The sequence below is a fragment of the Bradyrhizobium genosp. A genome (genome assembly GCF_049949275.1).
Taxonomy (GTDB): domain Bacteria; phylum Pseudomonadota; class Alphaproteobacteria; order Rhizobiales; family Xanthobacteraceae; genus Bradyrhizobium.
Window position 1 is genome coordinate 4,069,534 of the sequence record NZ_CP188196.1, and the last position, 24,046, is coordinate 4,093,579.

The 24,046-nt window shown below is 65.0% G+C and carries 21 protein-coding genes and 1 pseudogene; 8 read left to right on the top strand and 14 right to left on the bottom strand.

Features of this window, described 5'->3' with window-relative positions:
* Positions 1-348: 348 nt before the first annotated feature.
* Positions 349-1,386 carry a Na+-dependent transporter gene (locus ACP2YP_RS18850; protein ID WP_426425913.1) on the bottom strand — a complete coding sequence of 346 codons (1,038 nt, stop codon included), beginning with the start codon at positions 1,384-1,386 and terminating at the stop codon, positions 349-351.
* Between the two features lie 304 nt (positions 1,387-1,690).
* On the opposite strand from ACP2YP_RS18850, the pseudogene ACP2YP_RS18855 reads away from it, so the two are divergent.
* Positions 1,691-2,745, top strand: a pseudogene (locus ACP2YP_RS18855) (DUF2155 domain-containing protein).
* Positions 2,746-2,857: 112 nt separating this feature from the next.
* Positions 2,858-3,367 carry a GNAT family N-acetyltransferase gene (locus tag ACP2YP_RS18860; protein WP_426425914.1) on the top strand — a complete coding sequence of 170 codons (510 nt, stop codon included), beginning with the start codon at positions 2,858-2,860 and terminating at the stop codon, positions 3,365-3,367.
* Between the two features lie 28 nt (positions 3,368-3,395).
* Here ACP2YP_RS18860 and aat read toward each other — a convergent pair whose 3' ends face one another.
* The 10 genes from aat to ACP2YP_RS18910 form a co-directional block, all read right to left on the bottom strand.
* Positions 3,396-4,076, bottom strand: coding sequence for a leucyl/phenylalanyl-tRNA--protein transferase (gene aat / locus ACP2YP_RS18865; RefSeq protein WP_426425916.1), 681 nt, complete (start codon positions 4,074-4,076; stop codon positions 3,396-3,398).
* A 61-nt stretch (positions 4,077-4,137) separates the two neighbouring features.
* On the bottom strand, positions 4,138-5,265 hold the full coding sequence (locus tag ACP2YP_RS18870; RefSeq protein ID WP_426425917.1) for a sensor histidine kinase: 1,128 nt from the start codon (positions 5,263-5,265) through the stop codon (positions 4,138-4,140).
* Entirely contained in the window at positions 5,262-5,702 is a 441-nt protein-coding gene (locus ACP2YP_RS18875; protein WP_426425918.1) for a response regulator, read from the bottom strand. The genes ACP2YP_RS18870 and ACP2YP_RS18875 overlap by 4 nt, the downstream gene beginning before the upstream one ends.
* The gene (locus tag ACP2YP_RS18880) at positions 5,699-7,216 is read right to left on the bottom strand and encodes a sensor histidine kinase (RefSeq protein WP_426425919.1); all 1,518 of its coding nucleotides are present in this window, start codon (positions 7,214-7,216) and stop codon (positions 5,699-5,701) included. The genes ACP2YP_RS18875 and ACP2YP_RS18880 overlap by 4 nt, the downstream gene beginning before the upstream one ends.
* A 109-nt stretch (positions 7,217-7,325) precedes the next feature.
* Complete coding sequence (gene accC / locus ACP2YP_RS18885) at positions 7,326-8,684, bottom strand: acetyl-CoA carboxylase biotin carboxylase subunit (protein WP_426425921.1); 1,359 nt, start codon at positions 8,682-8,684, stop codon at positions 7,326-7,328.
* Positions 8,685-8,742: 58 nt separating this feature from the next.
* Positions 8,743-9,234, bottom strand: coding sequence for an acetyl-CoA carboxylase biotin carboxyl carrier protein (gene accB / locus ACP2YP_RS18890; RefSeq protein ID WP_426425923.1), 492 nt, complete (start codon positions 9,232-9,234; stop codon positions 8,743-8,745).
* A gap of 37 nt (positions 9,235-9,271) precedes the next feature.
* Positions 9,272-9,739 carry a type II 3-dehydroquinate dehydratase gene (aroQ, locus tag ACP2YP_RS18895; protein ID WP_027530894.1) on the bottom strand — a complete coding sequence of 156 codons (468 nt, stop codon included), beginning with the start codon at positions 9,737-9,739 and terminating at the stop codon, positions 9,272-9,274.
* 256 nt (positions 9,740-9,995) lie between these two features.
* Positions 9,996-10,832, bottom strand: coding sequence for a DUF1236 domain-containing protein (locus ACP2YP_RS18900; RefSeq protein WP_426425924.1), 837 nt, complete (start codon positions 10,830-10,832; stop codon positions 9,996-9,998).
* Between the two features lie 210 nt (positions 10,833-11,042).
* Entirely contained in the window at positions 11,043-11,810 is a 768-nt protein-coding gene (locus ACP2YP_RS18905; RefSeq protein WP_426425925.1) for a DsbA family protein, read from the bottom strand.
* Between the two features lie 96 nt (positions 11,811-11,906).
* Positions 11,907-13,310, bottom strand: coding sequence for a M48 family metalloprotease (locus ACP2YP_RS18910; RefSeq protein ID WP_426425926.1), 1,404 nt, complete (start codon positions 13,308-13,310; stop codon positions 11,907-11,909).
* Between the two features lie 188 nt (positions 13,311-13,498).
* Between ACP2YP_RS18910 and ACP2YP_RS18915 the strand changes: the two genes are divergently transcribed.
* The 3 genes from ACP2YP_RS18915 (at position 13,499) to ACP2YP_RS18925 (ending at position 16,743) form a co-directional block, all read left to right on the top strand.
* Positions 13,499-14,686 carry a pyridoxal phosphate-dependent aminotransferase gene (locus tag ACP2YP_RS18915; RefSeq protein ID WP_426425927.1) on the top strand — a complete coding sequence of 396 codons (1,188 nt, stop codon included), beginning with the start codon at positions 13,499-13,501 and terminating at the stop codon, positions 14,684-14,686.
* Positions 14,687-14,776: 90 nt separating this feature from the next.
* Complete coding sequence (locus ACP2YP_RS18920; RefSeq protein ID WP_426426199.1) at positions 14,777-15,325, top strand: biotin transporter BioY; 549 nt, start codon at positions 14,777-14,779, stop codon at positions 15,323-15,325.
* Between the two features lie 83 nt (positions 15,326-15,408).
* Positions 15,409-16,743: a dicarboxylate/amino acid:cation symporter gene (locus ACP2YP_RS18925; protein ID WP_426425928.1), complete on the top strand. Its 1,335-nt coding sequence runs from the start codon at positions 15,409-15,411 to the stop codon at positions 16,741-16,743.
* On the opposite strand, the gene ACP2YP_RS18930 is transcribed toward ACP2YP_RS18925, so the two are convergent.
* Positions 16,740-17,633 (bottom strand): EamA family transporter, encoded by an 894-nt coding sequence (locus ACP2YP_RS18930; RefSeq protein WP_426425929.1) that lies wholly within the window; start codon positions 17,631-17,633, stop codon positions 16,740-16,742. The genes ACP2YP_RS18925 and ACP2YP_RS18930 overlap by 4 nt on opposite strands.
* Before the next feature lie 131 nt (positions 17,634-17,764).
* Between ACP2YP_RS18930 and ACP2YP_RS18935 the strand changes: the two genes are divergently transcribed.
* The 3 genes from ACP2YP_RS18935 (at position 17,765) to ACP2YP_RS18945 (ending at position 19,113) form a co-directional block, all read left to right on the top strand.
* On the top strand, positions 17,765-18,199 hold the full coding sequence (locus ACP2YP_RS18935; protein ID WP_426425930.1) for an Lrp/AsnC family transcriptional regulator: 435 nt from the start codon (positions 17,765-17,767) through the stop codon (positions 18,197-18,199).
* A 7-nt stretch (positions 18,200-18,206) separates the two neighbouring features.
* Positions 18,207-18,332 carry a hypothetical protein gene (locus tag ACP2YP_RS18940; protein WP_426425931.1) on the top strand — a complete coding sequence of 42 codons (126 nt, stop codon included), beginning with the start codon at positions 18,207-18,209 and terminating at the stop codon, positions 18,330-18,332.
* Positions 18,333-18,393: 61 nt separating this feature from the next.
* Positions 18,394-19,113 (top strand): tetratricopeptide repeat protein, encoded by a 720-nt coding sequence (locus ACP2YP_RS18945; RefSeq protein WP_426425932.1) that lies wholly within the window; start codon positions 18,394-18,396, stop codon positions 19,111-19,113.
* Here the strand turns inward: ACP2YP_RS18945 and ACP2YP_RS18950 are convergent.
* A complete protein-coding gene (locus ACP2YP_RS18950) occupies positions 19,110-20,342 on the bottom strand; it encodes an NAD(P)/FAD-dependent oxidoreductase (protein ID WP_426425933.1) in 1,233 nt (410 codons plus the stop codon). The two genes, ACP2YP_RS18945 and ACP2YP_RS18950, sit on opposite strands and share 4 nt — an antisense overlap.
* A gap of 64 nt (positions 20,343-20,406) precedes the next feature.
* Positions 20,407-23,526 carry an Rne/Rng family ribonuclease gene (locus ACP2YP_RS18955; protein ID WP_426425934.1) on the bottom strand — a complete coding sequence of 1,040 codons (3,120 nt, stop codon included), beginning with the start codon at positions 23,524-23,526 and terminating at the stop codon, positions 20,407-20,409.
* Positions 23,527-24,046: the final 520 nt, after the last annotated feature.

Sequence of the window (24,046 nt, forward strand, 5' to 3'; positions counted from 1 at the left end):
CGACGACAAGTAAGCAGATGTCGCGTTGGGCCCAAGATGCGACGTCGCGGTTTTTGCATGTTACTGGGAGAGAGCGTCAGCACAGGCAGCTAGCTATGGATGAAAGCAATCCCGAATATTGGCCTACCAAGTTGCAGGAAATCTTTGCCGCGGTTGGGACGGCCATAGGCGATAAGCGACTGACGCCAGATACCCTCAAGTCAGTTCGACTTCCGAACGACGAGTTTACGATCTGCCACGTCTCTGCGGAGGAGGCTGGATGGAAGCGCGGCCACTACCGAATATCGATGGCCGGGGGACAGTGGAAGTTCACATCAGGGGCACTCGAGAAACTGTCGCGCAGGGCGGTTAAAGAGCACTTCCCACGTCGGCATCCAGCTTAGGTGGTGCTGTTGCGGCCGCTGTGCTTGACGTCTCCGCCCGCGCCGTCAATCGCCGCGCGATCGGCGTCAGCAGGTACGGCGAAAGATGGATCGGAAACTGCGTCATCGCGAAATAGAGCCAGGTCGTGGCCGGCAGCGCGCCGGCGGTCGCGGCGAGCATCAGGCCGAGATTGCGCTGTGACACCATCAGCCCGAGCGCCAGCGCGCGTTCGTAGCCGATGCGGCGAAACAGCAACGTCGTGACGGCGAGCAGCGTGAAATAGACCGCGAAGGCGAGAGCCGCGAGGCTGATCGTGAACACCGGCCGCGCCACCAGATCGCTCACGACATCGCCCATGATCGCGGACGCGAAGATCAAGAGGATGAGGATGTTGAAGCCGTCGATCGGCTGCTTGTGGCGCTGGATCGCATCGGGGCCAAAGATCCAGCGGATGACGGTCGCGGCCAGCAGCGACGCTGCGAGGATGCCGAGCAGCTTCAGGCCGAGCGTGAGTGGCGAGATGCTCAGCATGCCGCCGAGGAACAGGCTCGCGAACAGCGAGGCAGTGAAGGGCACGATCGCGGTCGAAGTCACCAGCGTGACCAGCACCAGCGTGGCGTCGAGGCCCATCAGCGCCGCGAGCGCCGGCGAGGCCATCATCGGCGAGGCCATGCTCTGGAGCATCAGCGCCAGCGACAGGCCGGGCGCGCGGACGGTGAGCCCGGTCGCATGCGCGATCAGTCCGACGATCAGCGGTACGCCGATCGTGGTCCAGGCCGTGGCGGTCGCCACCAGCGCCGGCCGGCGCAGATGTCCGTACAGCGCCGCCAGGTCCACCCGCATGAAGGAGATGCAGAGCAGGACGAGGATCGCCTCGGTGACGTAGGGACGCAGCAGCGCGCCGAGCGGCGGCACTGCGGCGGCGATGAACACGACGGCGGCCACCGCACGGGTGCCCTGGCCGCCGAGCCAGGTCAGGCCGCGGAGGGGAAGGGCGAAGACAGTTCGAACTGCGGATGACATTCGGATGATGGCGGTGCCAGCCCAGCGCTAGGCGGGGCGGCGGGCCTCCTGGAAGGCCTTGCAGACGGCGGCGGCATCGGGATCGAGCACAACGGGCATGGGGAGCGACCTCCGGGGTTCCTGGTTGGGGGTTGGCGGGTTTTCGGAGGCAATGCCAGCCTCGGCCTCGGGGAGAGGCTTCCAACTATCCCATCCGTGGCCCGGTCTGGCCAGCCGGCGGCGGGCAGGGCAGGAATGCCGCCCTTTCCCCGCCGTATTCGACGTGTTAACCGGATGGCCTGCGAGCGGCGGTATGCCCTGTAGAATGTCCAACAAGCCCGATTCGCTGTTGAAGCCGCGCGAGATATGTTTCGAACCATTACCCTAACAGGTCTTGCGGCGCTTTTGGCCGCCACCGCTTTGACGGTGGCGACGCCCGCGCAGGCGCAGATCGGCACGATCTTCTCCGATCCGCCGCCGCTGCGGCCGCCGGGGAGCATCCCCCGTGGCGGGCAGCCGCAACCGCAGCCGACCCCCGACGACGACGAAGAGGTGCCCGAGCTGCCGCCGCAGGGCCGCGTGCTGCCGTCGCGCCCGATGCCGCCGAGCCGGCAAGGAAATCTTCCTGGTAATGTCATGCCCGGGCCGGTCGAGAGCCAGCCGCTGGCGCCGCCACCGGGCACCACCATCGCTCCGCAGAACCAGCCGCCGGCCGTCGCTGTCGCACCGCCGGGCGCGCCTGCCCAGCCGGGCGGAGTTCCTGGCCAGCGCCAGCCGCAGCAGAAGGGCGGACCGCAGCAGGGCGCGGTGCCGCAGGCGCCTGCAAGCCTCCAGCCGGGCGACGAGGTCGTCACCGAGCCGCCGGCCCAGAAGATCATGAACAAGAAGGCGACGTTCTCCGGCCTCGACAAGATCACCGGGCGCATCATCAATTTCGACGAGGATATCGGCGAGACCGTGCAGTTCGGCGCGCTGCGGGTGAAGACCGACGCCTGCTACACCCGGCTCGCAACGGAAGCTGCCAACACCGACGCCTTCGTCGAGGTCGACGAGATCACCCTGCAGGGTGAGGTGAAGCGGATCTTCTCCGGCTGGATGTATGCCGCGAGCCCCGGCCTGCACGGCGTCGAGCACCCGATCTACGACATCTGGCTCACAGACTGCAAAGAGCCACAGCAGACCATTGCGACCGCGGCACCCGATCCCGCGACCAAGCCCGCGCCGCCACCGCCGCCGGCGCAGAAGAGGGCCGCGCCCAAGCAGGCCGTGCAGCAGCGTCCGCCGCAGCCGTTGCCGCCACCGCAGCAGCCGCAGGCAGCCCCACCGCCGCCGCCGGAGCAGCGGCCGGGTCTGTTCGGTATTCCCGGGTTTGGCCGTTAGGCCAAATCCCGGGCTTTGGCCGGTAATGTAATTTATTGGTAGTGTCTCAGTTTGAAATCGTGGGTAGTGGCCAGTCCGCGAAGCAGACGGTCGAGGAATGGAGATTTGCCGATTGACAGAACTAGCCCCGCTACGCATGCGCCGCAGCCTGCGTGGGCCAATCGACAAACCCATTTGGCCGGATGGCGTAAATCTCAAAGCCTTTTCAGAGAGCTATGCCGCCGAGGTACATGCGCTCCTCGAATTGGCATATGCGAACGGCGGAGGATCGGTCGCTTCGTTTGATGAATGGTGGCCTGGGCTCGCGGGCGACAGCGAGTACGACCCCAATCTTGTCTTTCCTGCCTACGACGGTGTCGGAACCATCGTTGCGGTCGCCCAATGCTGGACTTCGGCATTCGTCAAGGATTTCGTTGTTCACCCAAGGTTTCGACGGCGAGGGCTCGGAAGAGCGCTGCTTCTGCACGTTTTTCACGTTTTTAGAGAGAGGCGCGACGAAGCCGTTGATCTCAAGGTTCAGGCCAACAATCCGTCCGGGGCTTTTCATTTCTACGAAGACCTTGGAATGGCCATTGTTTCAAACCGACCCACTACCGCCGCGTCGAGTGGCTTAAGAGCGTGACCTAATTTCAAACTGAGACACTACCAATTTATTGCCGCGAGGCGATGATCTCGAGCGCGCGCGTGCCCGGGATCGCATCCCCCGAAGACAGTCTCAGGAAATCGCCGGGCTCGCCGGCAAGCGCCTTGTCGAGCAGCGCGGTATAGCGCCGCCGCGAGATCTCGGCCGCACCAAAGCTCTTGAGATGCTCGGTGACATATTGCGTGTCGAGCAGCTCGAAGCCGCCATGGATCAGCCGCGCGACCAGATGCACCAGCGCGATCTTCGAGGCGTCGCGCGCGGTGTGGAACATGCTCTCGCCGAAAAAGGCGCGCCCCAGGCTCACGCCATAGAGCCCGCCGACGAGGTCGTCGCCCTGCCAGGCCTCGACGCTGTGGCAATGGCCGAGCTCGTAGAGACCGCCATAGAGGTCGCGGATGCGCTTGTTGATCCAGGTGTCCTCGCGTCCGGCCTGCGGCGCGGCGCAGCCGGCGATGGTCGCCTTGAACGCGGTGTTGACGGTGACGCGAAACGCATCCGAACGCACCGTGCGCGCCAGCCGCGAGGCGACGCGAAAACCGTCGAGCGGGATCACGCCGCGCATTTCCGGCTCGACCCAGAACAAGGTCGGATCATCGGCGCTCTCGGCCATCGGGAAGATGCCGCAGGCATAGGCGCGCAGCAGCACTGCCGGCGTGATTTCAGACGAGGCGGAGTCGCGCGAAGTCATAGTGCCCGATCATAGCAGAATCGCAATGCGCGTGCGATGGGGGCAATTCCGGATGCAGGGATCAACCCGCCGCGGCGCTGTTCGCCTTGCCGGGTGCCGCGGGCGTGCGTTGGAACCGCAGGATGATGCGGGTTCCGGAATGGTTGGGATCGCGCTCGACGGTGGCATCGAGCTTGGAGGCCATGGCCGCGACGATGCGCTGGCCCATGCCGGTGGAGCGCGGATCGGCCTTGACGTTGTCGCCGACGCCGTCGTCGGTGATCGACAGCAGGAGATCGTCGCCCTCCGATCTCAGCTCGACATGAATCGGGCCTGCGCCGTCGGGATAGGCGTATTTCACCGCGTTCATCACCAGCTCGTTGACGATGATGCCGACGGCGACCGCGCGGTCCGGGTCGATCTCGATCGGCTCGGCCTTCACCGTCAGGCGCGACATCCGATTGCCTTCAGCGGAGCGGCGGAGATCCTCGAGCAGGGCGTCCAGATACTGGTTGAGCACGACGCTCTTCAGATCCTGCGAGGTGTAGAGGCGACGGTGCACCTGGGCGACGGCGGCGACGCGGCCCATCGCGTTGGTCAGCGCGGCCTTGACCTCGTCCTGTGCGGCGGAGCTCGCCTGCAGATGCAACAGCGAGGCGATGATCTGGAGCGAATTGCCGACGCGGTGATTGACCTCGCGCAGCAGCATCTCGCGTTCGGCGGCAAGCGCTGCGTAGCGGTCGCGCGAGGCATGAATCTCGGCCTCGGCTTCCTCGCGCGCGCGCTGCAACTCGGCCTGGCGCAGCGCGCCTTCGGCCGCGACGTGCAGCAGCGGGATGAAGTCGCCCTTGACGTCCTTGACCAGATAGTCCGCCGCACCTGCCTTCAGCGCGGTGACGGCGATGCTGGAATCCTGGGAGGCCGTGACGAACACTACCGGCGGGGCGTCCGGGATCGCCATGATCTGCTCGAGCGTCTCGAGCCCGTCGAGGCCCGGCATATATTGATCGAGCGCCACGACATCGATGCAGCCTTCGGTGGAGCCTTCAATCGAGCCTTGGCTGCCTGCGTTGCGGATGCGCTCGAGGCCTTCCTCGCCGCTCGCGGCATGGATGACCTTGTAGCCGCGCCGCGTCAGGCCGCGATCGACCAGGCGCGCCAGCGCGTCGTCGTCATCGATGTAAAGCAGTGTTGGCGTGCGCTGGGTCATGTGGCGGCGGGCGGGACCTGGATGACCGAGAAGAACAGGCCGAGCTGCCGGATGGCATTGGCGAAATTCTCGTAATTGACGGGTTTTGTGATGTAGACGTTGCAGCCGAGTTCGTAGCAGCGCTTGATCTCCTGGCTGTCGTCGGTGGTGGTCAGCACCACCACGGGCGAGGCCTTGAGATATTTGTTTTCCTTGATCTGCTTCAGGATATCGATCCCGCTCATGTCGGGCAGGTTGAGGTCGAGCAGGATCAGGAGCGCGTTGCCCTTCTGGACAAGTCCGCTGCCGTCGGCGCCGAACAAATGCTTCATCGCCTCGGTGCCGTTGGCGAACGACACGATCTCGTTGTTGACGCCTGAGCGGCGGATATTGCGCTCGATCAGCCGGGCGTGGCCCTCGTCGTCCTCGATCATGATGATGGTGACGGGCAGTGTCATTGGTCCGCGTTCCGGTTGCTGGCGTTCCAGTTGATGGGCAGTGTGATCGTGAAGGTGCTGCCCGCGTTGAGTTCCGATGATACCGACATCGTGCCCCCGAGGCGGCGCACAAGTGCACGTACATGGGCAAGACCGATGCCCTGGCCGGGCTTGTCCTGGGTTCCCGCACGGCGGAACAAATCAAAAATCCGCTGATGATCCTTCGGATCGATACCGCGGCCGTTATCGCTGATTTCGAAGATAGCGTAGCCGAGCTTGGTGCGCCCGCGAATTCTGATTTCGCCGGGAACGCCGTTCTTCAGGTACTTGATCGCGTTATCGATCAAATTGGAGAAGATCTGCTCCAGCGCAAGGCGGTCGCTAACGATATTCGGCAGCGGTTCGATGTGGATCTCGGCCTGCGCTTCGGCGGCCTGATGCGCCAGCGATGACACGATGGTCCCAACGAAATCGCCGGTATCGATCCTCTCCGGCTGGAACTCGCGGCGGCCCTCGCGGGTGAGATTGAGGATTGCCGAGATCAGCCGGTCCATCCGGGCGATTGAGGATTTGATGAAGCCGAGCGCCTCGGAAAAATCCGCCGAAAGCTGCTTGTCGGGGCCGTCGAGCGGGATGTCAGCGACATCGACCGGCGGGCCGCCTGCCGGCACGCCCGTGAGCTCCCCGATCCGGCGAAAGATGTCATTGCCCAATTCTTCGAGCTCGCTGGTGAAGCCCATGATGTTGACCAGCGGCGAACGCAGGTCATGGCTGACGATATAGGCAAAGCGCTGGATCTCGTCGTTGGCTTCGCGCAGGTCTGCTGTGCGTTCGTCGACGGTGGCCTCCAGATTGAGATTGGCGTCGCGCAGGCGGGTCTCGGCGTCGTCGCGGGCGCCAGCGGAGCGCCGCACCAGCCAGACCGAGATCAGGGCAAGCAGCACGACGAGACCTGAGCCGATGCCGGTCATCGATGCGGCCAGCGTCTGGCTCCGGTCGGAGTTGGAGGTGCGGATCCGGAACAGTCGTTCCTCTTCGCGGATCATCGCGTTGGCCAGATTGTTGATCGTGGTTGTGGTGTCGCCGGCAGCGGCCTCGCGGATGAGCGCCGTGGCCATGTCGGGCTGACCCTGTTCGACGTAATTCATCTCGCGCGAGAACTGGCCGAGCCGGGTCTCGATCGCCGCACTCAGCTTCTCGATGCTCTCGCGTTGCGCCGGATTGTCGCCGATCTGGCGCGTGAGCTTGTCGAGCGCCGGAACGATTGCTGCGACGGCCTTCTCGTGATCCGACTGGAAATCCGGTCCCTGCGTCAAGAGAAAGCCGCGGGCGCTGCTCTCGGCGCGCCGGATTTCGAGCAGCAGGGTGTTGATCTGGTTCTCCACCTCGATGGTGTGGATGACCCATTTGCTGTCGTCTCGGGCCTCGTTGACGAGATAAACGGAGCCGGCGCTGATCACGGTCAGCACCAGGAGTCCTGCCGCGAATAGCAGGATCTGCCAAAATGCGCGCCGCCGCTGTTCCCCAGCCGTCACGACGGTCTCGCGTTGTTACGCGTAGCGGAGTTCAAAACGCCCCCTTGGAACTGCCCCCCAACCGTCCAGAACGCGATTGGGGCCAAGGGGTTCCATGACCGGAGCGAAATTATGTCGCAGTCGGTTCCGGCTTCCCGGCGAGGTACTGCTCGAGCCAGTGGATGTGGTAGTCGCCGTTGATGATGTCGTCTTGGCGCACCAGGTCGCGGAACAACGGCAGGGTGGTCTCGATGCCCTCGACCACCATCTCGTCCAGTGCCCGGCGCAGCCGCATCAGGCATTCGGCGCGGGTCTTGCCGTGGACGATCAGCTTGCCGACAAGGGAATCGTAATAAGGCGGGATCGTGTAGCCCTGATAGACCGCGGAATCGATGCGGACGCCGAGGCCGCCCGGCGGATGATACTGCGTGATGCGGCCCGGCGAGGGACGGAAGGTCTGCGGGTTCTCCGCATTGATGCGGCACTCGATCGCATGGCCGATGATCTGAATCTCGCTCTGCTTGGCCGGCAGCTCGCCGCCTGCGGCGATACGGATCTGCTCCAGCACGAGATCGATGTCGGTGATGCTCTCGGTGACGGGATGCTCGACCTGGATGCGCGTGTTCATCTCGATGAAGTAGAACTCGCCGTCCTCGAACAGGAACTCGATGGTGCCGACGCCGAGATACTTCATCTCGCGCATCGCCTTGGCACAGGTCTCGCCGATCCTGGCGCGCGCAGCCGCAGCCAGCACGGGCGAGGGGCCTTCCTCCCAAACCTTCTGGTGACGGCGCTGCAGCGAGCAGTCGCGCTCGCCGAGATGGATCGCGCCGCCGCGGCCATCGCCGAGAATCTGGATCTCGATGTGGCGCGGCTTCTGGAGGTATTTTTCGAGGTAGACGGAGGCGTCGCCGAAGGCCGATTTGGCCTCGTTGGCCGCCGTCGACAGCGCCACCTGGAGATCCGCCTCGCTCTGCGCGACCTTCATGCCGCGGCCACCGCCGCCGGCAGCGGCCTTCACCAGCACGGGAAAGCCGATTGTCCGGGCGATCGCCATCGCATCGTCGTTGGGACCAACCGCACCCTCCGAGCCGGGCACCACGGGAATGCGGAGCTTCTTGGCGGTCTTCTTGGCCTCGATCTTGTCGCCCATCAGGCGGATATGCTCGGCCTTCGGGCCGATGAATTGCAGATTGTGCTCGCCGAGGATCTCGGCGAAGCGCGCATTCTCAGACAGGAAGCCGTAGCCGGGATGCACGGCATCCGCGCCGGTGATCTCGCAGGCCGCGAGCAGCGCGGGCACGTTGAGATAACTGTCCTTCGACGGCGGCGGCCCGATGCAGACGCTCTCGTCCGACAGGCGCACATGCATGGCGTCGGCGTCGGCGGTGGAGTGCACGGCGACGGTCGCGATCCCGAGCTCCTTGCAGGCTCGCAGGATGCGAAGGGCGATCTCGCCGCGATTGGCTATGAGGATCTTGTCGAACATGGTGTCCTTAAGGGACTGGCGCGCGAAAAGCGGCGAGGGCGATTGCCGCCCTCAACCGTTACTCAATGATGACGAGCGGCTCGCCGAACTCGACCGGCTGGCCATCCTCGATCAGGATCTGGGTCACCGTGCCGGCGCGCGTCGAGGGGATCTGGTTCATGGTCTTCATGGCTTCGATGATCAGCAGGGTCTGGCCGACCGAGACCTTCGAGCCGACCTCGACGAACGGCTTGGCGCCGGGCTCCGGCGCCCAATAGGCGGTGCCGACCATCGGCGAGGTCACTGCGCCCGGATGCTTCGACATGTCCGCCGCTGTCGTGGCAGGTGCGGCAGCCGTAACGGCGACCGGCACGGGGGCCGCATGCGCGACCGGAACGGGCATCGTTGCAGCGACGCTGATGTTGCGGGCGACGCGCAGGCGCAGGCCGGCGCGCTCGATCTCGATCTCGGTGAGGCTGGTCTCATCGAGCAGCAGAGCAAGCTCGCGGACGAGCGCGGAATCCTCGCTGGAAAACTTTGCGGCTGCTTTGTCGTCTGGCTGGCGCGCCATGTTCTTTGATCCGAATGTTCTGTGTGAGGAGGGAGCGTCAGGCTTTAGGCTTGATGCCGACCTTGGCGGCAAGGCCCTGGATGGCAAGGCGGTAGCCCTCGATGCCGAAGCCGCAGAGCGATGCGAAGGCCGCGCGCGCGGTGTAGGAGTGGTGGCGGAAACTCTCGCGGGCGTGGATGTTGGTCACGTGCACTTCGACGGTCGGGATCTGCACCGCGAGCAGCGCGTCGTGCAGCGCGATCGAGGTGTGCGAATAACCGCCGGCGTTGATGATGATGCCCTTCATCTTGCGGGCGTGGGCCTCGTGGATGAAGTCGATCAGCTCGCCTTCGCGGTTGGACTGCCGGCAGTCGGCCTTGAGGCCGAAGGTCGCGGCCGTCTCCCGGCACAGCGCCTCGACGTCGGCCAGCGTCGCATGGCCATACTTCTCCGGCTCGCGCGTCCCCAGCATGTTGAGGTTCGGCCCGTTGAGAACGAGGATCGTGTCGGTTGCTGCTTCGGCCATTCCTGTCCCGGAAAGGTGTTTCGGCGTGGCGGGGTTATAGGTAACAAAGCGACCTAGGGGAAGCCTTGAAGGGCCTCCAGGGCCGCATCAGGCACCTCATCCAGTGCGCAAAAACCTGTGCGGAAACTACGGAAATTGCTTGTTAACCAGTCTAAAGCATGGCTGCCGGCCTGGTCGGGCTGGGGAGGCCGCCCAGAAGGCCAAAAGCCCCTGCCGATCGCTCGGCAGGGGCTCATTTGGGGCGTCAATGAAGGGCTTAGCCTTCGATGATGTAGACGATCTCGCGCGTCTGGGGCCGGACGATGATGTACTGGCCGTGCACGAAGATCACGTCATAGCCGCGCCACTCCGGATAGATCTCGACAATTCGTGCCGGGAGCGGATGGAAACGGACGCCCGCCGGGACGGCGGTGCCAACCGAAATGTTGAAGTTGACGTTGGTCGTTTCCTCGATCTTCTCGGACTTGATCGCCGATACGATCTGGGTCCGCTTTTCCGGCGGCGGAGCAGCGGTCGCCGACGTGGCGGCGTTGCCGGTCGTGGTTTGCGACTTGCTGTCGGTCGCAGCCGGACGGTTCTCGGCATTGTTGCTCTTGGTGGCGGCGCCGGCCTTGTTGTCCTCGGCTTTCATGTCCTTGCTGCCGGACTTGGTCGTCGATTCCGAGCTCATGCTCTTCGACTTGTCCTGGGCTGACTTGTCCTGGGCTGACTTGTCCTGCGCACTCTGGGCGTGATCACCCTTCGCCGCGCCGGCCTTCTCGTCAGCCGCGTTCTTGTTCATCGCGCCGGACTTTTCCATCCCGCCGGATTTCTCCGCGGCGCCGGACTTCTCCATCGCGCCGGACGACTTCTCTTCGGCTGCGCCGCCGGACTTCATGGAGCCGCCGGCCTGACCAACGGTGCCCTTCTCGGGAGCCGCTTCCTTGCCCGTCGCACCACCGCGCTCGGCGGCGCCGCCGGCGGGCTGCGAATGCTGCATCGGCTGCGCGCCGGCGCCGCCGCTGTCGTTCTTCATGGTGCCTTGTGCGTTCGCCAGACCAGTGCCGGCGACGAGTGCGAGCGCGGCAACCGAGATCATAAAGCGGTTCGACATTGAATTTCTCCTCACATGTTTCTTTTGCGTCATTGCCCGCGCCGACAACGAGAGGGGGTGTCAGTAGTTCCGGAACATCTTCGGTTCCGAGGCATTTGTTTCTTAAACGCGAGATGAATGCGCGTGCCGGATTCGCGCCAGTATTCGGATAACGAAAAAGGCCGGCTTTTCAGCCGGCCTCGTTTCGCGCCTGAGTTGTAAGGCGTCTGATCAGCAGGTCGCTTTGCCGCAGCGGGCGACGCCGATCTTTTCCTTGAGGCCGTCGAGGCCGACGGCGCCGACCACGATCTGCTTGCCGATCACGTAGCTCGGCGTGCCGTTCATGCCCATCGCTTCGGCGAGCTTGAAGTTCTCCTCGATGGTGGTGCGCACCTCGGGGCTCGCGATGTCCTTCTCGATTCTAGCGGTATCGAGGCCGGCTTCCTTGGCCGCTTGAAGCGCGCGCGCCTTGTCGGCGGCACCGCGACCGCCGAGCAGCTTCTGGTGGAAGTCGAGATATTTCTTGCCGGAGGGGTCCTGCATGCGCACGGCGACGGCGACCTGGGCGGCTTCGACCGAGCCCTGGCTCAGCACTGGAAACTCCTTCAGCACGACCTTCAGCTTGGGATCGGACTTCATCAGGTCGAGCATGTCGCCCATCGCGCGCTTGCAGTAGCCGCAATTGTAGTCGAAGAACTCGACGAAGGTGACGTCGCCGTCCTTGTTGCCGAGCACGACCTGGCGCGGCGAGTTGAAGATCGCATCCGAGTTCTGCGCGATGCTGGCCTCGTGCTTCTTGGTTTCGGCATCAGCCTGGCGCTTGCTGAGCTCGGTCATGGCCTCCTCGAGGACCTCGGGGTGGCTGACGAGGTAGTTCTTGATGATCGCCTCGATGTCGGTGCGCTGGGCACCCGAGAAGCTGTCGGCGGAAGCCGGTGCCGTTGCGCCGAACATGGCGAGCGCAAACAGCGCGGGAGCAAGCAGGCGCAGCGAAGGCATTGGCAAATCCTCTTATCCAGAGCAGGTTTCGAAAAAACGTCCCGGCGGACTTAATCGGAGTGTCGTGACGTCAAAGTGGCGGATGTCGTGATCGGGCTAGTTGCGCGGCGGTTTCGACGCCACGATGTCGTCGGCCTTGACCCATCCGGGCGTGCCGACGGCGAAACGGGTTTTCGCGCGCGTGGCGAGCTCGCGAGCGGTCTTGTTGTCGCCGCGCAAGTATGCGGCCTGGGCGGAGGCGAGATCCGCCTCGGCATAGTCTCCCTTCCGGCCATAGGCCATCGCGAGCTGCATGTAGCCGAGCGGGGCCTCCGGCTCGCGTGTCACGGCGGCACGGAGAATCCGAATGGCGTCGTCCGTGTAGGCCTTATTATCGGTTCCAACCAGTGCCTGCCCAAGTAACATCTCGATGAGGGGCGCATTGTTCGAGAGTGCGACAGCCTTGCGCAGGGGGGCGATCGCGTCGGCCGGCTTGCCGCTCTCCAGTAGGGCCTGGCCGCGGACCTCGTAGAAGTACGGGTTGTTCGGCTGCACCGCGATCAGCGCGTCGATCTGGGTGAGCGCGCTGCGCAAATCGCCGTGCAGATAGGTGCTGATGGCGCGGGCATAGCGCGCCGGCATGCTGTCATTGGTCAGGGGATAGCGGCGGTACACCAGTTCCGGCCGCTCCATGAAGGCGGAGATCTTGGCGCGCACCATGTCGTGGCGGAGCTGCAGCGCAGGATCGTCCTTCTTGTCCCAATACGGGCTGGTGCTGGCGAATTCCTGGAGCGCTGCAACGCGCTCAGCGGGCATCGGGTGCGACTGCAGATAGGGATCGGCGCCGCGTGCCGCGAACAGGCTCTCGCTGGTGAAGCGCTTGAAGGTCTCGTACATGCCCTTCGGCGACTGCTGGGTCGCGGTCAGGAATTTCACGCCCGCGCGGTCGGCGTTCTCTTCCTGTTGACGCTGGTAGGACAACAGCGAGCGGCGGATCATCTCCTGCGGTCCGGCGATCGCAGCCGCGCCGGCATTGGCGAGCCCGTTATTGCCACTGCTGGAGCCGCGGCTCGCACCCGCGACGAGCGCACCCGCGCCGAGCAGCATGGCGATGATCATCTGGGTCTGGGCATTGGCGAGCTGCTCGCGCAGCTTGGACAGATGGCCCCCGGCCAGATGCCCGGTCTCGTGCGCGAGCACGCCGATCAGCTGGTTCGGCGTCTCCGACTGCAGGATCGCGCCGAAATTGACGAAGATGCGGCGGCCATCGGCGACGAACGCGTTGAACGAGTTGTCGTTGATGATCACGATCTGGATGTTCTGCTTCTCCAGACCGGCAACCCGCAGGATCGGGCGCGTATATTCGCGCAACAGCTGCTCGGTTTCAGTGTCGCGCAGGATCGGCGGTCCGCGGCCTTCCTGCGCCTGTGTCGCCGGGACCGGCAGCAGCGCGATCGCGGCCGCCGTGACGAGGGCGGTGAGAGCGGAGGCCTTCTTGCGCAATGCGATCTGGAGCAGCATCAAACGGTCTGGGTCAAACGGGCTTTTAAGCGGACTTGGAATGCAGTTTTGTGATTGGTTTTGGCGATTGGCGGCGGACCGGATACGCGATATGCCCTTATGAGCCGTATAATGCGGCCAGTCTGGGGCGCAAGCGCCCTGTTTTCCGGACCGAACGACCCGGTCCGCCAGCGAAATAGCAGAAATCGATGCACGATGCGACATTGAGGAACCGGATGGGGCAGTGGCTCGAGCCCTCCCGCCGCAGTGATGTTCCCCCGTTCATGGTGATGGACGTGATGGCCGCGGCGGCCAGGATTGAGGCGGCCGGCGGCCATGTCATTCACATGGAGGTCGGCCAGCCCGCGGCCGGCGCACCGAAGACGGCGATTGCGGCCGCGCAGGCCGCGCTTCCTGCGGGGCGGATCGACTATACCTCGGCACTCGGCATTCCTTCCTTGCGCGAGCGCATCGCGCGGCATTATCGCGATGCCCATGGCTGCACCGTCGGCCCGGAGCGAATCGTGGTGACCACAGGCTCCTCCGGCGGGTTCATCCTCGCTTTCCTGTCGATGTTCGAGCCGGGCGATCGCGTCGCCGTCACGGTGCCGGGCTATCCGCCGTATCGTCACATCCTCACTGCGCTCGGCTGCGAGCCGGTGCTGATCGAGACCACCAACGAGACGCGTCACGCGCTGACCGGCGAGGCGCTGCTCGCCGCCCATCGCGAGGCGCCGCTGAAGGGCGTGCTGGTCGGCAGCCCCGCCAATCCGACGGGAACGATGATGTCCCGGGAGGCGCTCGCTGGCCTGATCGCGGCCTCCGAGGATGCGGGCATCCGCTTCATCTCCGACGAGATCTATCACGGGCTCGACTATGCCTTTCCGGCGGTAACGGCGGCGGCGCTGTCCGACCACGCACTCGTGATCAACTCGTTCTCGAAGTATTTTTGCATGACGGGCTGGCGCGTCGGCTGGATGGTCGTGCCCGACATCCTGGTGCGCCCGATCGAACGGCTGCAGCAGAACCTCTCGATCTCGGTGCCGTCATTGTCACAAATCGCGGCCGAAGCCGCCTTCGACGGTGCGGCCGAGATGGAGGAGATCAAGCATGGCTATCAGGAAAACCGGCGCATTTTGATCGAGGGATTGCCAAAGGCGGGCCTCAGCAAGTTTTTGCCGGCGGATGGCGCGTTCTATCTCTATGCCGACGTCTCGGACTTCACCTCGGACAGTTTCGACTTTGCAAAGCAGATGTTGGAGAAGGCCCACGTTGCGGCAACGCCGGGCGTCGATTTCGATCCGATCCATGGCCGCTCGTTCATCCGATTCTCCTATGCCCGCTCGGCTGCGGAGATGCGGGAGGCAGTTGACCGGATCGCTCACTGGCTTAAATAGCCGCCAGTTTCGAACAGCCTTCCGGAGTGCATCTTGTCTGACCGAACCGTACAGTCCGCCGCCACGCGGCATTCTTCTCTCGCCGCCTTGTTGTGGCCGACCCGACCGGGTGAGACCGTAGGCAGCTTGCGCGCATTCGTGCTGGTCGCGCTTGGCACCGCGTTGATGGCGCTATCAGCCAAGGTGAATCTGCCGCTGCCTTACGTGCCCATGACCCTGCAGAGCCTGGTCGTGCTGATGATCGGCGCGGCCTATGGCTGGCGCCTTGGCAGCGCAACCATGATCGCCTACCTCGCTGAGGGCGCGATGGGGCTGCCGGTGTTTGCCGGTCCGGTCGGCGGACTTGCGCCGCTGGTCGGCCCGACTGCCGGCTATCTGTTCGGCTTCGTCGCCGCGGCTTTCGTCACCGGCTGGCTCGCCGAGCGCGGCTGGGATCGCAGCGTGGGTCTGCTGTTTGCGGCAATGGCCGTCGGCCATGTCGTCATTTTCGTCGGCGGGTTCGGCTGGCTGGCCTTCGGCCTTGGTGCCGCCAAGGCTTGGCAGGTTGGCGTCGCGCCGTTTATAGCGGCATCTCTCGTCAAGAACGCGCTGGGTGCGACCCTGATGCCGGCGGCACGCCGGATCATCGATCGCCGGTAAAGCGCGCAAGTCCGAGCAGTTCCAATTGACAGGGCCGGCCAAGTTGATCTTGGCTGGCTCTAAATTTGAGGGGGAGTGAAACAATGACAACGACAACAATGGCGGGGGCGCCGGCCGCACCGAGTGCGGCCAAGCCGTGGTATAGAATTCTCTACGTCCAGGTGCTGATTGCCATCGTGCTCGGCGCGATTGTCGGCTGGCTCTGGCCGACGGTTGCCACCAACGAATGGATCAAGGCGCTCGGCGACGGCTTCATCAAGCTGATCAAGATGGTGATCGCCCCGATCATCTTCTGCACGGTGGTTTCCGGCATCGCCCACATCCAGGACGCCAAGAAGGTCGGACGCATCGGCGTCAAGGCGCTGGTCTATTTCGAGATCGTCTCCACCTTCGCGCTCATCATCGGCCTCATCATCGGCAACGTCGTGAAGCCGGGCGCGGGCTTCGGCAGTGCGGCTGCGAATGCGAATGCGGTTGCCAACTTCGCCAAGCAGGCTGAGGGCCAGAAGAGCGTCGACTTCATCCTGCACATCATTCCCGACACCGTGGTCGGCGCCTTTGCGCAGGGCGAGATCCTGCAGGTGCTGCTGTTCTCGGTGCTGTTCGGCTTCGCTATCATGGGGCTCGGCGAGCGCGGCCACACCATCCGCAGCTTCATCGACGATGCCGCGCATGCGGTGTTCGGCGTCATCTCCATCGTGATGCGCGCGGCGCCGCTCGGTGCGTTCGGTGCGATGGCCTATACCATCGGCAAGTTCGGCACCGGTGCGATCCTCAATCTGATGGGCCTGATCGCGACGTTCTACCTGACGGCTGCACTGTTCGTGCTCGTGGTGCTCGGCATCATCGCGCGGATCGCAGGCTTCTCGATCTTCAAGTTCCTCGCCTACATCAAGGACGAGCTGCTGATCGTGCTCGGCACCTCGTCGTCGGAAAGCGCGCTGCCGTCCTTGATGGAGAAGCTGGAACGGCTCGGCTGCTCGAAGTCGGTGGTCGGCCTCGTGGTGCCCACGGGTTATTCGTTCAACCTCGACGGCACCAACATCTACATGACGCTGGCGACCTTGTTCATCGCACAGGCGCTCGGCTTCGATCTCACCTTCGGCCAGCAGCTCACGATCCTGGTCGTGGCGATGCTGACCTCGAAGGGCGCCTCCGGCATCACCGGCGCGGGCTTCATCACGCTTGCCGCGACACTCGCCGTGGTCGACCCGCGGCTCGTGCCGGGCATGGCGATCGTGCTCGGCATCGACAAGTTCATGAGCGAGTGCCGCGCGCTGACCAATCTCTGCGGCAACGGCGTGGCCTGCGTGATCGTCGCCGGGTGGGAAGGCGAGCTCGATCGCGACAAGCTCAACGCGCGGCTGAGCCAGCAGATCGATCCAACGGACATGGAAACCGCTGTTACGACGGACTAGCGTACTGCTAGATCAACTCGATGCAGTGCGACACCGACCATGACGAGTGCGATCCCGGCTAGTTCCGCCGGGTTCGGTACTTGGCGCAGCACGAGGAACCCGATCATTGCCGCACTGGCCGGAAGCAGTGACAACAGCAGCGCGAAGGTCGCCCGCGGCAGGCGCGCCATCGCAAGCTGGTCGCAGACATAAGGAATGACGGAGGACGACACGCCGACCCCGGCCGCTGCCGCCAGCAATGACGCATGGGAGAATGCGGGCAAGGCATCGCGTAGACCGAATGGCAGCGCAGCGATTGTCGCGGCCATCATCGCACAGCCAAGGCGATCGATGCCGGACACGCCGGCACCGCCTGCCGAGATGCGGTGGCCGAGAATGATGTAACCCATGAACAGGGCGCAGTTGGCGAAGGCAAACAGATAGCCAAGCAGCGCACCCGCGATTCGCACATCGGTCAGGACGTAGACGCCAGCCGCGGCCAGCAGGAGGGCAACAAGGTTACGCCGCGTGCGTGCGCCCCACGCCGCAAGCCCGATGGGACCGAGGAACTCGATGGCTCCTACAGTTGCCAGCGGCAGGCGGGCGATCGCCTCATAGAAGAGCGTGTTCATCGCCGCGAGTACGGCGCCAAGCGCGATGATGATCGCCTTGTCCCGCGACGGCAACACGACGAAGGTCCGCCACGGCCTGCGCCAGATGCCGAAGATCAGTCCGGCGCTGGCGATCCGCAGCCAGGCGACACCAGGCGGCGCGAGGCTGGCGAACAAGAGCACCGCGAAAGACGGTCCGAGATAGTGGAACACCGCACTGATGAGGAAGAAGATGTGCGGTGGTAGCCGGTCGGTGAACCTCGGCGACGCGGACACGGTGCTGGGGACCTTGAAAGCCATATTGCAGCATAACGGAAGGCATGGCCCATTGAATGCCGATATGAAGGTGATAGCCTGAAATTGCCGTCAATCTGGAGGGAGATTCGGATTTGGGCCTTCATCGATCCGAGCTGTTGCGCGACCCCCGAAACGTGGAGCTGCTGGCTCTGCTCAGCGATGATCCGCGGCTTGGCATTTCCGAATTGGCGCGACGGGTGGGCATGTCGGCGCCCGCCGTACGCGAGCGGGTCTTGCGGCTGGAAGAGGCCGGCATCATTCGCGGCTATTGCCTGGAGCTGGACCCCGCTGCACTGGGCTTTCCGGTTTCGGCTTATGTGCGTGTGCGGCCCGCGCCTGGTCAACTTCCGAGGGTCGTCGAGTTGGCGCAGTCGCTAGCGCAGGTCGTCGAGTGCCATCGTGTGACCGGCGAGGACTGCTTCGTGCTGAAGGTCTATCTGCCGTCGATCAACAAGCTCGATGAGGTGCTCGACCGGTTTCTTGCCTTCGGCCAGACCACCACCAGTATCATCCAGAGTTCGCCCGTTCCGCTGCGAAACCTGCCCCTGCCGAGCGAGACGGGAAGCTAGCCGAGGCTTGTCCTCGCTCGAATTCAGTCCGGTGCTGATCAGGACCGCCACATGGGAAGTGGTCGTCTACAATCCGGTCACGCCTCCGGATGCCGTGCGCATCAAGGCCGTCCTGGCCGAGCGCGCCGGCTGACGGAATTTGCCACCTCGCACGTTTAACCGGCATCTCTGATGTCGAAGGGGCGGGCAGTATCGTGGGCAATGCGGCTGTTACTCGGATTGTGCTGGCGGCGGCGGAGCATTTTGCGGCCGGTCGGCCGGATCAGGCGGAGGCGCTCTGCACCGAGGTCTTGAAGGCAGAGCCGGACCATGTGCCGGCGTTGCATCTGGCCGCCGTCGCGGCCTTCGTCACCGACCGCGCTGCCGACGGCGCCGCGCTGCTCAACCGGGTCTTCAATATCGATCCCGACCACGCGCCGGCGCTGGTGACGCTTGGCGATGCGCTTGCGGTGAAAGGCGAGCACGCAGGTGCCGTGGCCGCGTTCCAGCGCGCGCTGCGCGGGCGGCCCGATGACGCCGGCCTGCACAACAAGCTCGGCGTGGCACTGGGCGAGCTGTCGCGCTTCGGCGAGGCCGAGACCGCCTATCGCCGCGCGATCGCGCTCGATGCGCATCTGACGCGCGCGTGCTTCAACCTCGCCGTCGCGCTCGCCGAGCAGGGGCGGCTGACCGAGGCGGAGGACGCCTATCGCGCCGTGATCGCGCGCGAGCCGGCTTTTCGCGGCGCCTGGCTCAATCTCGGCAACGTGCTTGCGGACCAGAACAGATTTGGTGATGCCGTGGACGCCTATCGCCGCGCGCTCCAGCTCGATCCCAACGATGTCGGCTTGATTTGCAATCTCGGCGCGGCGCTCTATCGACAAGGGCGGCTGACGGCCGCGCTCTCAGTCCTCGCCGCGAAAGCGGAGAGTTAGAACCGCTCCGGGCGGTACGGCGTCGGATCAATCGAAGGCGTCTCACCGTTCATCATCTCCGCGAGCAGGCGTCCCGTCGCGGGTCCCAGCGTAAAACCCTGGTGACCGTGGCCGAAATTCATCCAGAGGCCGGGGTGGCGCGGAGCGCGCCCGAGCACGGGCACCATGTCGGGTGTGCAGGGACGGGTGCCGAACCACGGCTCCGGTTCGGCGCGCTTGCCGAGGTCGATCAGCTCGCGCGCTGAGGCTTCGGCACTGGCGAGCTGCACCGGCGTGGCCAGCGCATCCGGTCCCGTCAGCTCCGCGCCGGTGGTGATACGGATGCCCTTGGCCATAGGGCCCATGGCGTAGCCGCTGCCCTTGTCGACCAGCGGCAAATCGAGCGAGGCGCCGCCGCTGTAATGCATGTGGTAGCCGCGCTTGCGCACCAGCGGAATCCGATAGCCGAACTTGTGCAGGAGATCCGGCGACCACGGCCCGAGCGTCACGACGGCATTGGCGGCATCGATGCGGCCATTGTCAGTGTCGACCGACCATCCGGTCGCGGTCTGCTGCAGCGACTGCGCATCGCCGAGCACGATGATGCCGCCGAGGCGTTCGAACAGATTGGCGTAGGCCGTGACCAGGGCGCCCGGATCGGACACGGTCCAGGTGTCGAGCCAATGGATCGCGCCGGGGAGATCGTCGCGCAAAATCGGCTCGGCCTTGGTCAGCTCGCTGCCCGAGAGCACGCGAAAATTCACGCCGAACTCGCGGCGGTCCTCTTCCGCGGCCTTGATCGACAGATCGAGCGCGGCGGCATCGCGAAATAGCGCGCGATAACCGGCGCGGCGGATCAGATTGTCGGCATGGGCCTCGCGGATCAGGATGTCGTGCTCGGGCGTCGCGTAGGCGATCAGCTGCGCCCAGGCGGCGACCGCTTCGCGATGCCGCTTCGGCGCCGAATGCCACCAATAGCGGAGCAGGGGCTCAACGTGGCGATGCAGCGAGGACAAGCTGTAGCGCACGTCATTGGTGCGGCCGGTCGCGATCTTCACGAGCGAGGCGAGATCGCGCGGCATCGGATAGGGCCGCACCGCTTCCGCCTGGATCATCCCGGCATTGCCGTAGCTGGTCTCGCGGCCGGGCTCCCTGCGGTCGACCAGCGTGACCGTCCAGCCGCGCTGCCGCAGGTGCAGGGCGGCACCGACGCCCACCATGCCGCCGCCGAGAATGATTGCGCTTTGCATCGGATCTGACCTCGCCAAATCAAAACCGCCCGGCTTGGCCGGGCGGTTTTATCTGGATTTCGTTCTATTCGCCGCCGCCGAAACGGCGCGACCACCAGCCGGCGCGACGCGGTGCGGCCGGCGTCTCGCTTGCACCTTCCGGTGCGGGCTCAGGCGCGGGCGGAGCAACCGGCTCAGGCGCGGCCGCAACCGGGGTTGTCGGCTCGCTCGGGCTGCTCGACAGGAAGCTCACCTTCTCGCGGACGGTGGAGCGGCGTCGTGCCGCCTTTTCGTCGGCTGCGGATTCTTCCTCCACGACAGCAGCAGAAGGCGCAGGCTGGACCGGCGCCTCAACCGGTACCGGCGTATAGGGCTCGGGCTGAGACATCTGCGGCTCAACCGGCGCGATGTGCTCCGAATGTGCAATCGACGGCGCCGTCTCGCTGCCGGAGCTATCGAAATCGGCCACAGCGTCGGTTGCTTCCGACGGCGGATTGCCACCGAGTTCGTCGCCGATCGATCCGGCGAGACCTTCCTCGCCACCGCCGCGCCGACGACGTCCGCCGCGACGACCACGACGGCGGCGGCGCGCGTCTGCGCCCTGCTGCTCGCCACGGGCTGCCTGTTCCTCACCTTCCTCGCCGTCCTGTTCGGCCTCGGCATCCTCTTCGACTTCGCTAGCGGCCGCTACGGCCCCTTCAGGAGACGTCGGAGCGCCATCCTCGCGCGCCTCACCATCCCGCTGACCGCCGCGACCGCGACGACGCCGGCGGCGCTTGCGGCCGCGCTGGCCATCCTGCTCGGCCGCGGCATCGCCTGCAGCCTGCTCTTCGGTGAGACCTTCGGTTTCCTCGGTCTCGACCTCGGATTCCAGCTCCGAATCGAATTCCTCGTCGTCATAGGCCTCTTCGGCCAGCGGCGGCGGGCTTGCGGCTGCCTGTGCAACCAGCAGCGCCTTGGCGGCTTCCAGCGTATGGACCTGCTCGCCACGGTCGATGAGATAGGCCTGCGGTCCGCTGACGCTGGGGTCGGCGATCACCGACAGCGAGACCTTGAAGCCGTTTTCGAGATCGCGCAGATGACCGCGCTTGTGGTTCAGCACATAGAGCGCGACGTCGGTGCGGGTGCGGACCACAAGATTGTGGGTCGCGCCCTTCATCAGGATCTCTTCGAGGCCGCGCAGCAGCTGCAGCGCCACCGAGGACACCGAGCGGACATGGCCGGTGCCGCCGCAATGCGGGCAGGGATCGGTGGAGGATTCCAGCACGCTGGCCCGGATGCGCTGGCGCGACATTTCCAACAGGCCGAAATGCGAGATGCGGCCGACCTGGATGCGCGCACGATCCTGCCGCAGGCAATCGGACAGCTTGCGCTCGACCGCACGGTTGTTGCGCTTCTCGTCCATGTCGATGAAGTCGATGACGATCAGGCCGGCGAGGTCGCGCAGGCGAAGCTGGCGGGCGACCTCTTCGGACGCTTCCAGATTGGTCTTGAGCGCGGTGTCCTCGATATGGTGCTCGCGCGTCGATCGTCCGGAGTTGACGTCGATCGAAACCAGCGCCTCGGTCTGGTTGATCACGATGTAGCCGCCGGAGCGTAGCTGGACGGTCGGCGAGAACATCGCGTCCAGCTGGCTCTCGACGCCCATGCGCGAGAACAGCGGCTGGCCGTCGCGATACTGCTTCACCGCGCTGACATTGGCGGGCATCAGCATCTTCATGAAGTCGCGCGCTTCGCGGTAGCCGGAGTCACCGGCGACCGAGATCTCGTCGATCTCCTTGTTGTAGAGGTCGCGTAGCGAGCGCTTGATCAGCGAGCCTTCCTCGTAGACCAACGTCGGAGCCTGTGACTTCAGCGTCAGGTCGCGCACCGTCTCCCACATCCGGATCAGGTATTCGAAGTCGCGCTTGATCTCGGGCTTGGTGCGGGCGGCACCCGCGGTGCGCAGGATGATGCCCATGCCCTCGGGCACGTCGAGATCCTGCACCACTTCCTTCAGGCGCGAACGGTCTTGCGCGCTGGTGATCTTGCGGCTGATGCCGCCGCCACGCGCGGTGTTCGGCATCAACACGGCATAGCGGCCGGCGAGCGAGAGGTAGGTCGTCAGCGCCGCGCCCTTGTTGCCGCGCTCTTCCTTGACCACCTGCACCAGCATCACCTGGCGGCGCTTGATGACTTCCTGGATCTTGTACTGGCGGCGCGGACGGAAGGTGCGCTCCGGCACTTCCTCCATCACGTCGTCGCCGCCGACGGATTCGACGTGCTCCTCTTCGGCGTCCTCGCCGTCTTCATCGTCCTCGTCGTCTTCGTCGGCCCTCGCGTCCGCGTCCTGATGCGGAGCTTCAATGCTCTCACCGGCGGCGTAGACGGCATCGGCCGGCTCGGCGACGGAGGTCACGGCTTCGGCAAAAGCCTCGACATCCGTTTCGGCGGTGGCGGCCTCCTGCGGCTCGGCAACGGTCTCGGCCGCAACAGCGGGCTCGGCGCCGATCGCTGCGACAGGCGCGGGCGTCTCGTCGGCATGATCGTGGTCGTGATGATCGTGCTCGTGGTCATGACCATGGTCGTCATGATCGTGAGCGTGATGGTGCTCGTCATCATGGGCGTGATGGTGATCATCGTGCTCGTGCTCGTGATCATGGTCATGATGATCGTGGTCGTGATGGTCGTGACCTTCGTGCTCGCCGTGATGCTCGGCATCGGCGTGCAGGTGCTCGCCCTCGTGCGCAACGCCGTCGGCATGCTCCGGCAGGGCCTGGCCCTCCACCGGCAGAGCGGCCGGATCGGCGCCGGGGTCGATGCCCTCGACGATGTCGCTGCGGACGCGCTCGCCATGACCGCGGCGGCGGGAGTTGCGGTGGCGCGAGCGGCGGCGGCCGTGGGAGCGGTTCTCGCTCTCTTCCTCGGCTTCGCGATGGGCCTGCTCCTCGGCCTCGATCAGCGCCTGCCGGTCGGCGACCGGGATCTGGTAGTAGTCGGGATGGATTTCGCTGAAGGCGAGGAAGCCGTGGCGGTTGCCGCCATATTCAACGAAAGCGGCCTGGAGCGAGGGTTCGACCCTTGTGACCTTGGCGAGGTAGATATTCCCGCGCAGTTGCTTGCGTTGTGCGGTCTCGAAGTCAAACTCTTCGACGCGATTGCCGCGGACCACGACGACCCGGGTCTCTTCCGGGTGGGTGGCATCGATCAACATCTTGTTGGGCATGTCTTAACTCTTGGCGGCGGCGGGCGCGATCGACCGTGGGCGCGAAGAGCGCTGCCGGGTGACGCGACGGTCCACCTGATTCGGGGGTGAGGGGAAGGCCGAAACGCCGTCTCTCGCGCCTTGCCGAATCGGAAGCTTCAGGACCGAAGCGGCGCGCGGGATTTTCACTCCGCAGCGTCGCGAATTGTCCTTCAGAATTCGTCGGCACAGTCTGGCGCATCAAGCGTCGGCCCGTATGAAACATTGGGCGGCGGGGCCGCCCCTAATCAGTTGCTGCTGGCCAGGCATGGCGCGTGCGCGCTCGCCCTGGGATCACGAACCGCCCCCTTGGGATTAAGGGACCGGGTAACTGGTCGCGTCGCTGTCAAAAACCGTCCCGGAAACACTGTGGTAACCGGAAACCGTCCGCCGCCGGGGCTTGCCCCGTTCCGCCTCGCTGCCGCGCACCGCGCTGGTCTTAGAGGGGAACGGAAAAACACTGGAATCCCCAAACCTTGGGAGTTCCGGCGCTGCACCGGGA

Bases quoted from the DNA above. Each gene is read 5' to 3' on its own strand.
- ACP2YP_RS18875 (WP_426425918.1), bottom strand. From the start codon at position 5,702: ATGACACTGCCCGTCACCATCATCATGATCGAGGACGACGAGGGCCAC.
- aat (WP_426425916.1), bottom strand. From the start codon at position 4,076: ATGACTTCGCGCGACTCCGCCTCGTCTGAAATCACGCCGGCAGTGCTG.
- ACP2YP_RS18870 (WP_426425917.1), bottom strand. From the start codon at position 5,265: ATGACCCAGCGCACGCCAACACTGCTTTACATCGATGACGACGACGCG.
- ACP2YP_RS18930 (WP_426425929.1), bottom strand. From the start codon at position 17,633: ATGGCTTTCAAGGTCCCCAGCACCGTGTCCGCGTCGCCGAGGTTCACC.
- ACP2YP_RS18955 (WP_426425934.1), bottom strand. From the start codon at position 23,526: ATGCCCAACAAGATGTTGATCGATGCCACCCACCCGGAAGAGACCCGG.
- ACP2YP_RS18905 (WP_426425925.1), bottom strand. From the start codon at position 11,810: ATGCCTTCGCTGCGCCTGCTTGCTCCCGCGCTGTTTGCGCTCGCCATG.
- ACP2YP_RS18925 (WP_426425928.1), top strand. From the start codon at position 15,409: ATGACAACGACAACAATGGCGGGGGCGCCGGCCGCACCGAGTGCGGCC.
- ACP2YP_RS18910 (WP_426425926.1), bottom strand. From the start codon at position 13,310: ATGCTGCTCCAGATCGCATTGCGCAAGAAGGCCTCCGCTCTCACCGCC.
- ACP2YP_RS18900 (WP_426425924.1), bottom strand. From the start codon at position 10,832: ATGTCGAACCGCTTTATGATCTCGGTTGCCGCGCTCGCACTCGTCGCC.
- ACP2YP_RS18915 (WP_426425927.1), top strand. From the start codon at position 13,499: ATGCACGATGCGACATTGAGGAACCGGATGGGGCAGTGGCTCGAGCCC.
- accB (WP_426425923.1), bottom strand. From the start codon at position 9,234: ATGGCGCGCCAGCCAGACGACAAAGCAGCCGCAAAGTTTTCCAGCGAG.
- aroQ (WP_027530894.1), bottom strand. From the start codon at position 9,739: ATGGCCGAAGCAGCAACCGACACGATCCTCGTTCTCAACGGGCCGAAC.
- ACP2YP_RS18950 (WP_426425933.1), bottom strand. From the start codon at position 20,342: ATGCAAAGCGCAATCATTCTCGGCGGCGGCATGGTGGGCGTCGGTGCC.
- ACP2YP_RS18850 (WP_426425913.1), bottom strand. From the start codon at position 1,386: ATGTCATCCGCAGTTCGAACTGTCTTCGCCCTTCCCCTCCGCGGCCTG.
- accC (WP_426425921.1), bottom strand. From the start codon at position 8,684: ATGTTCGACAAGATCCTCATAGCCAATCGCGGCGAGATCGCCCTTCGC.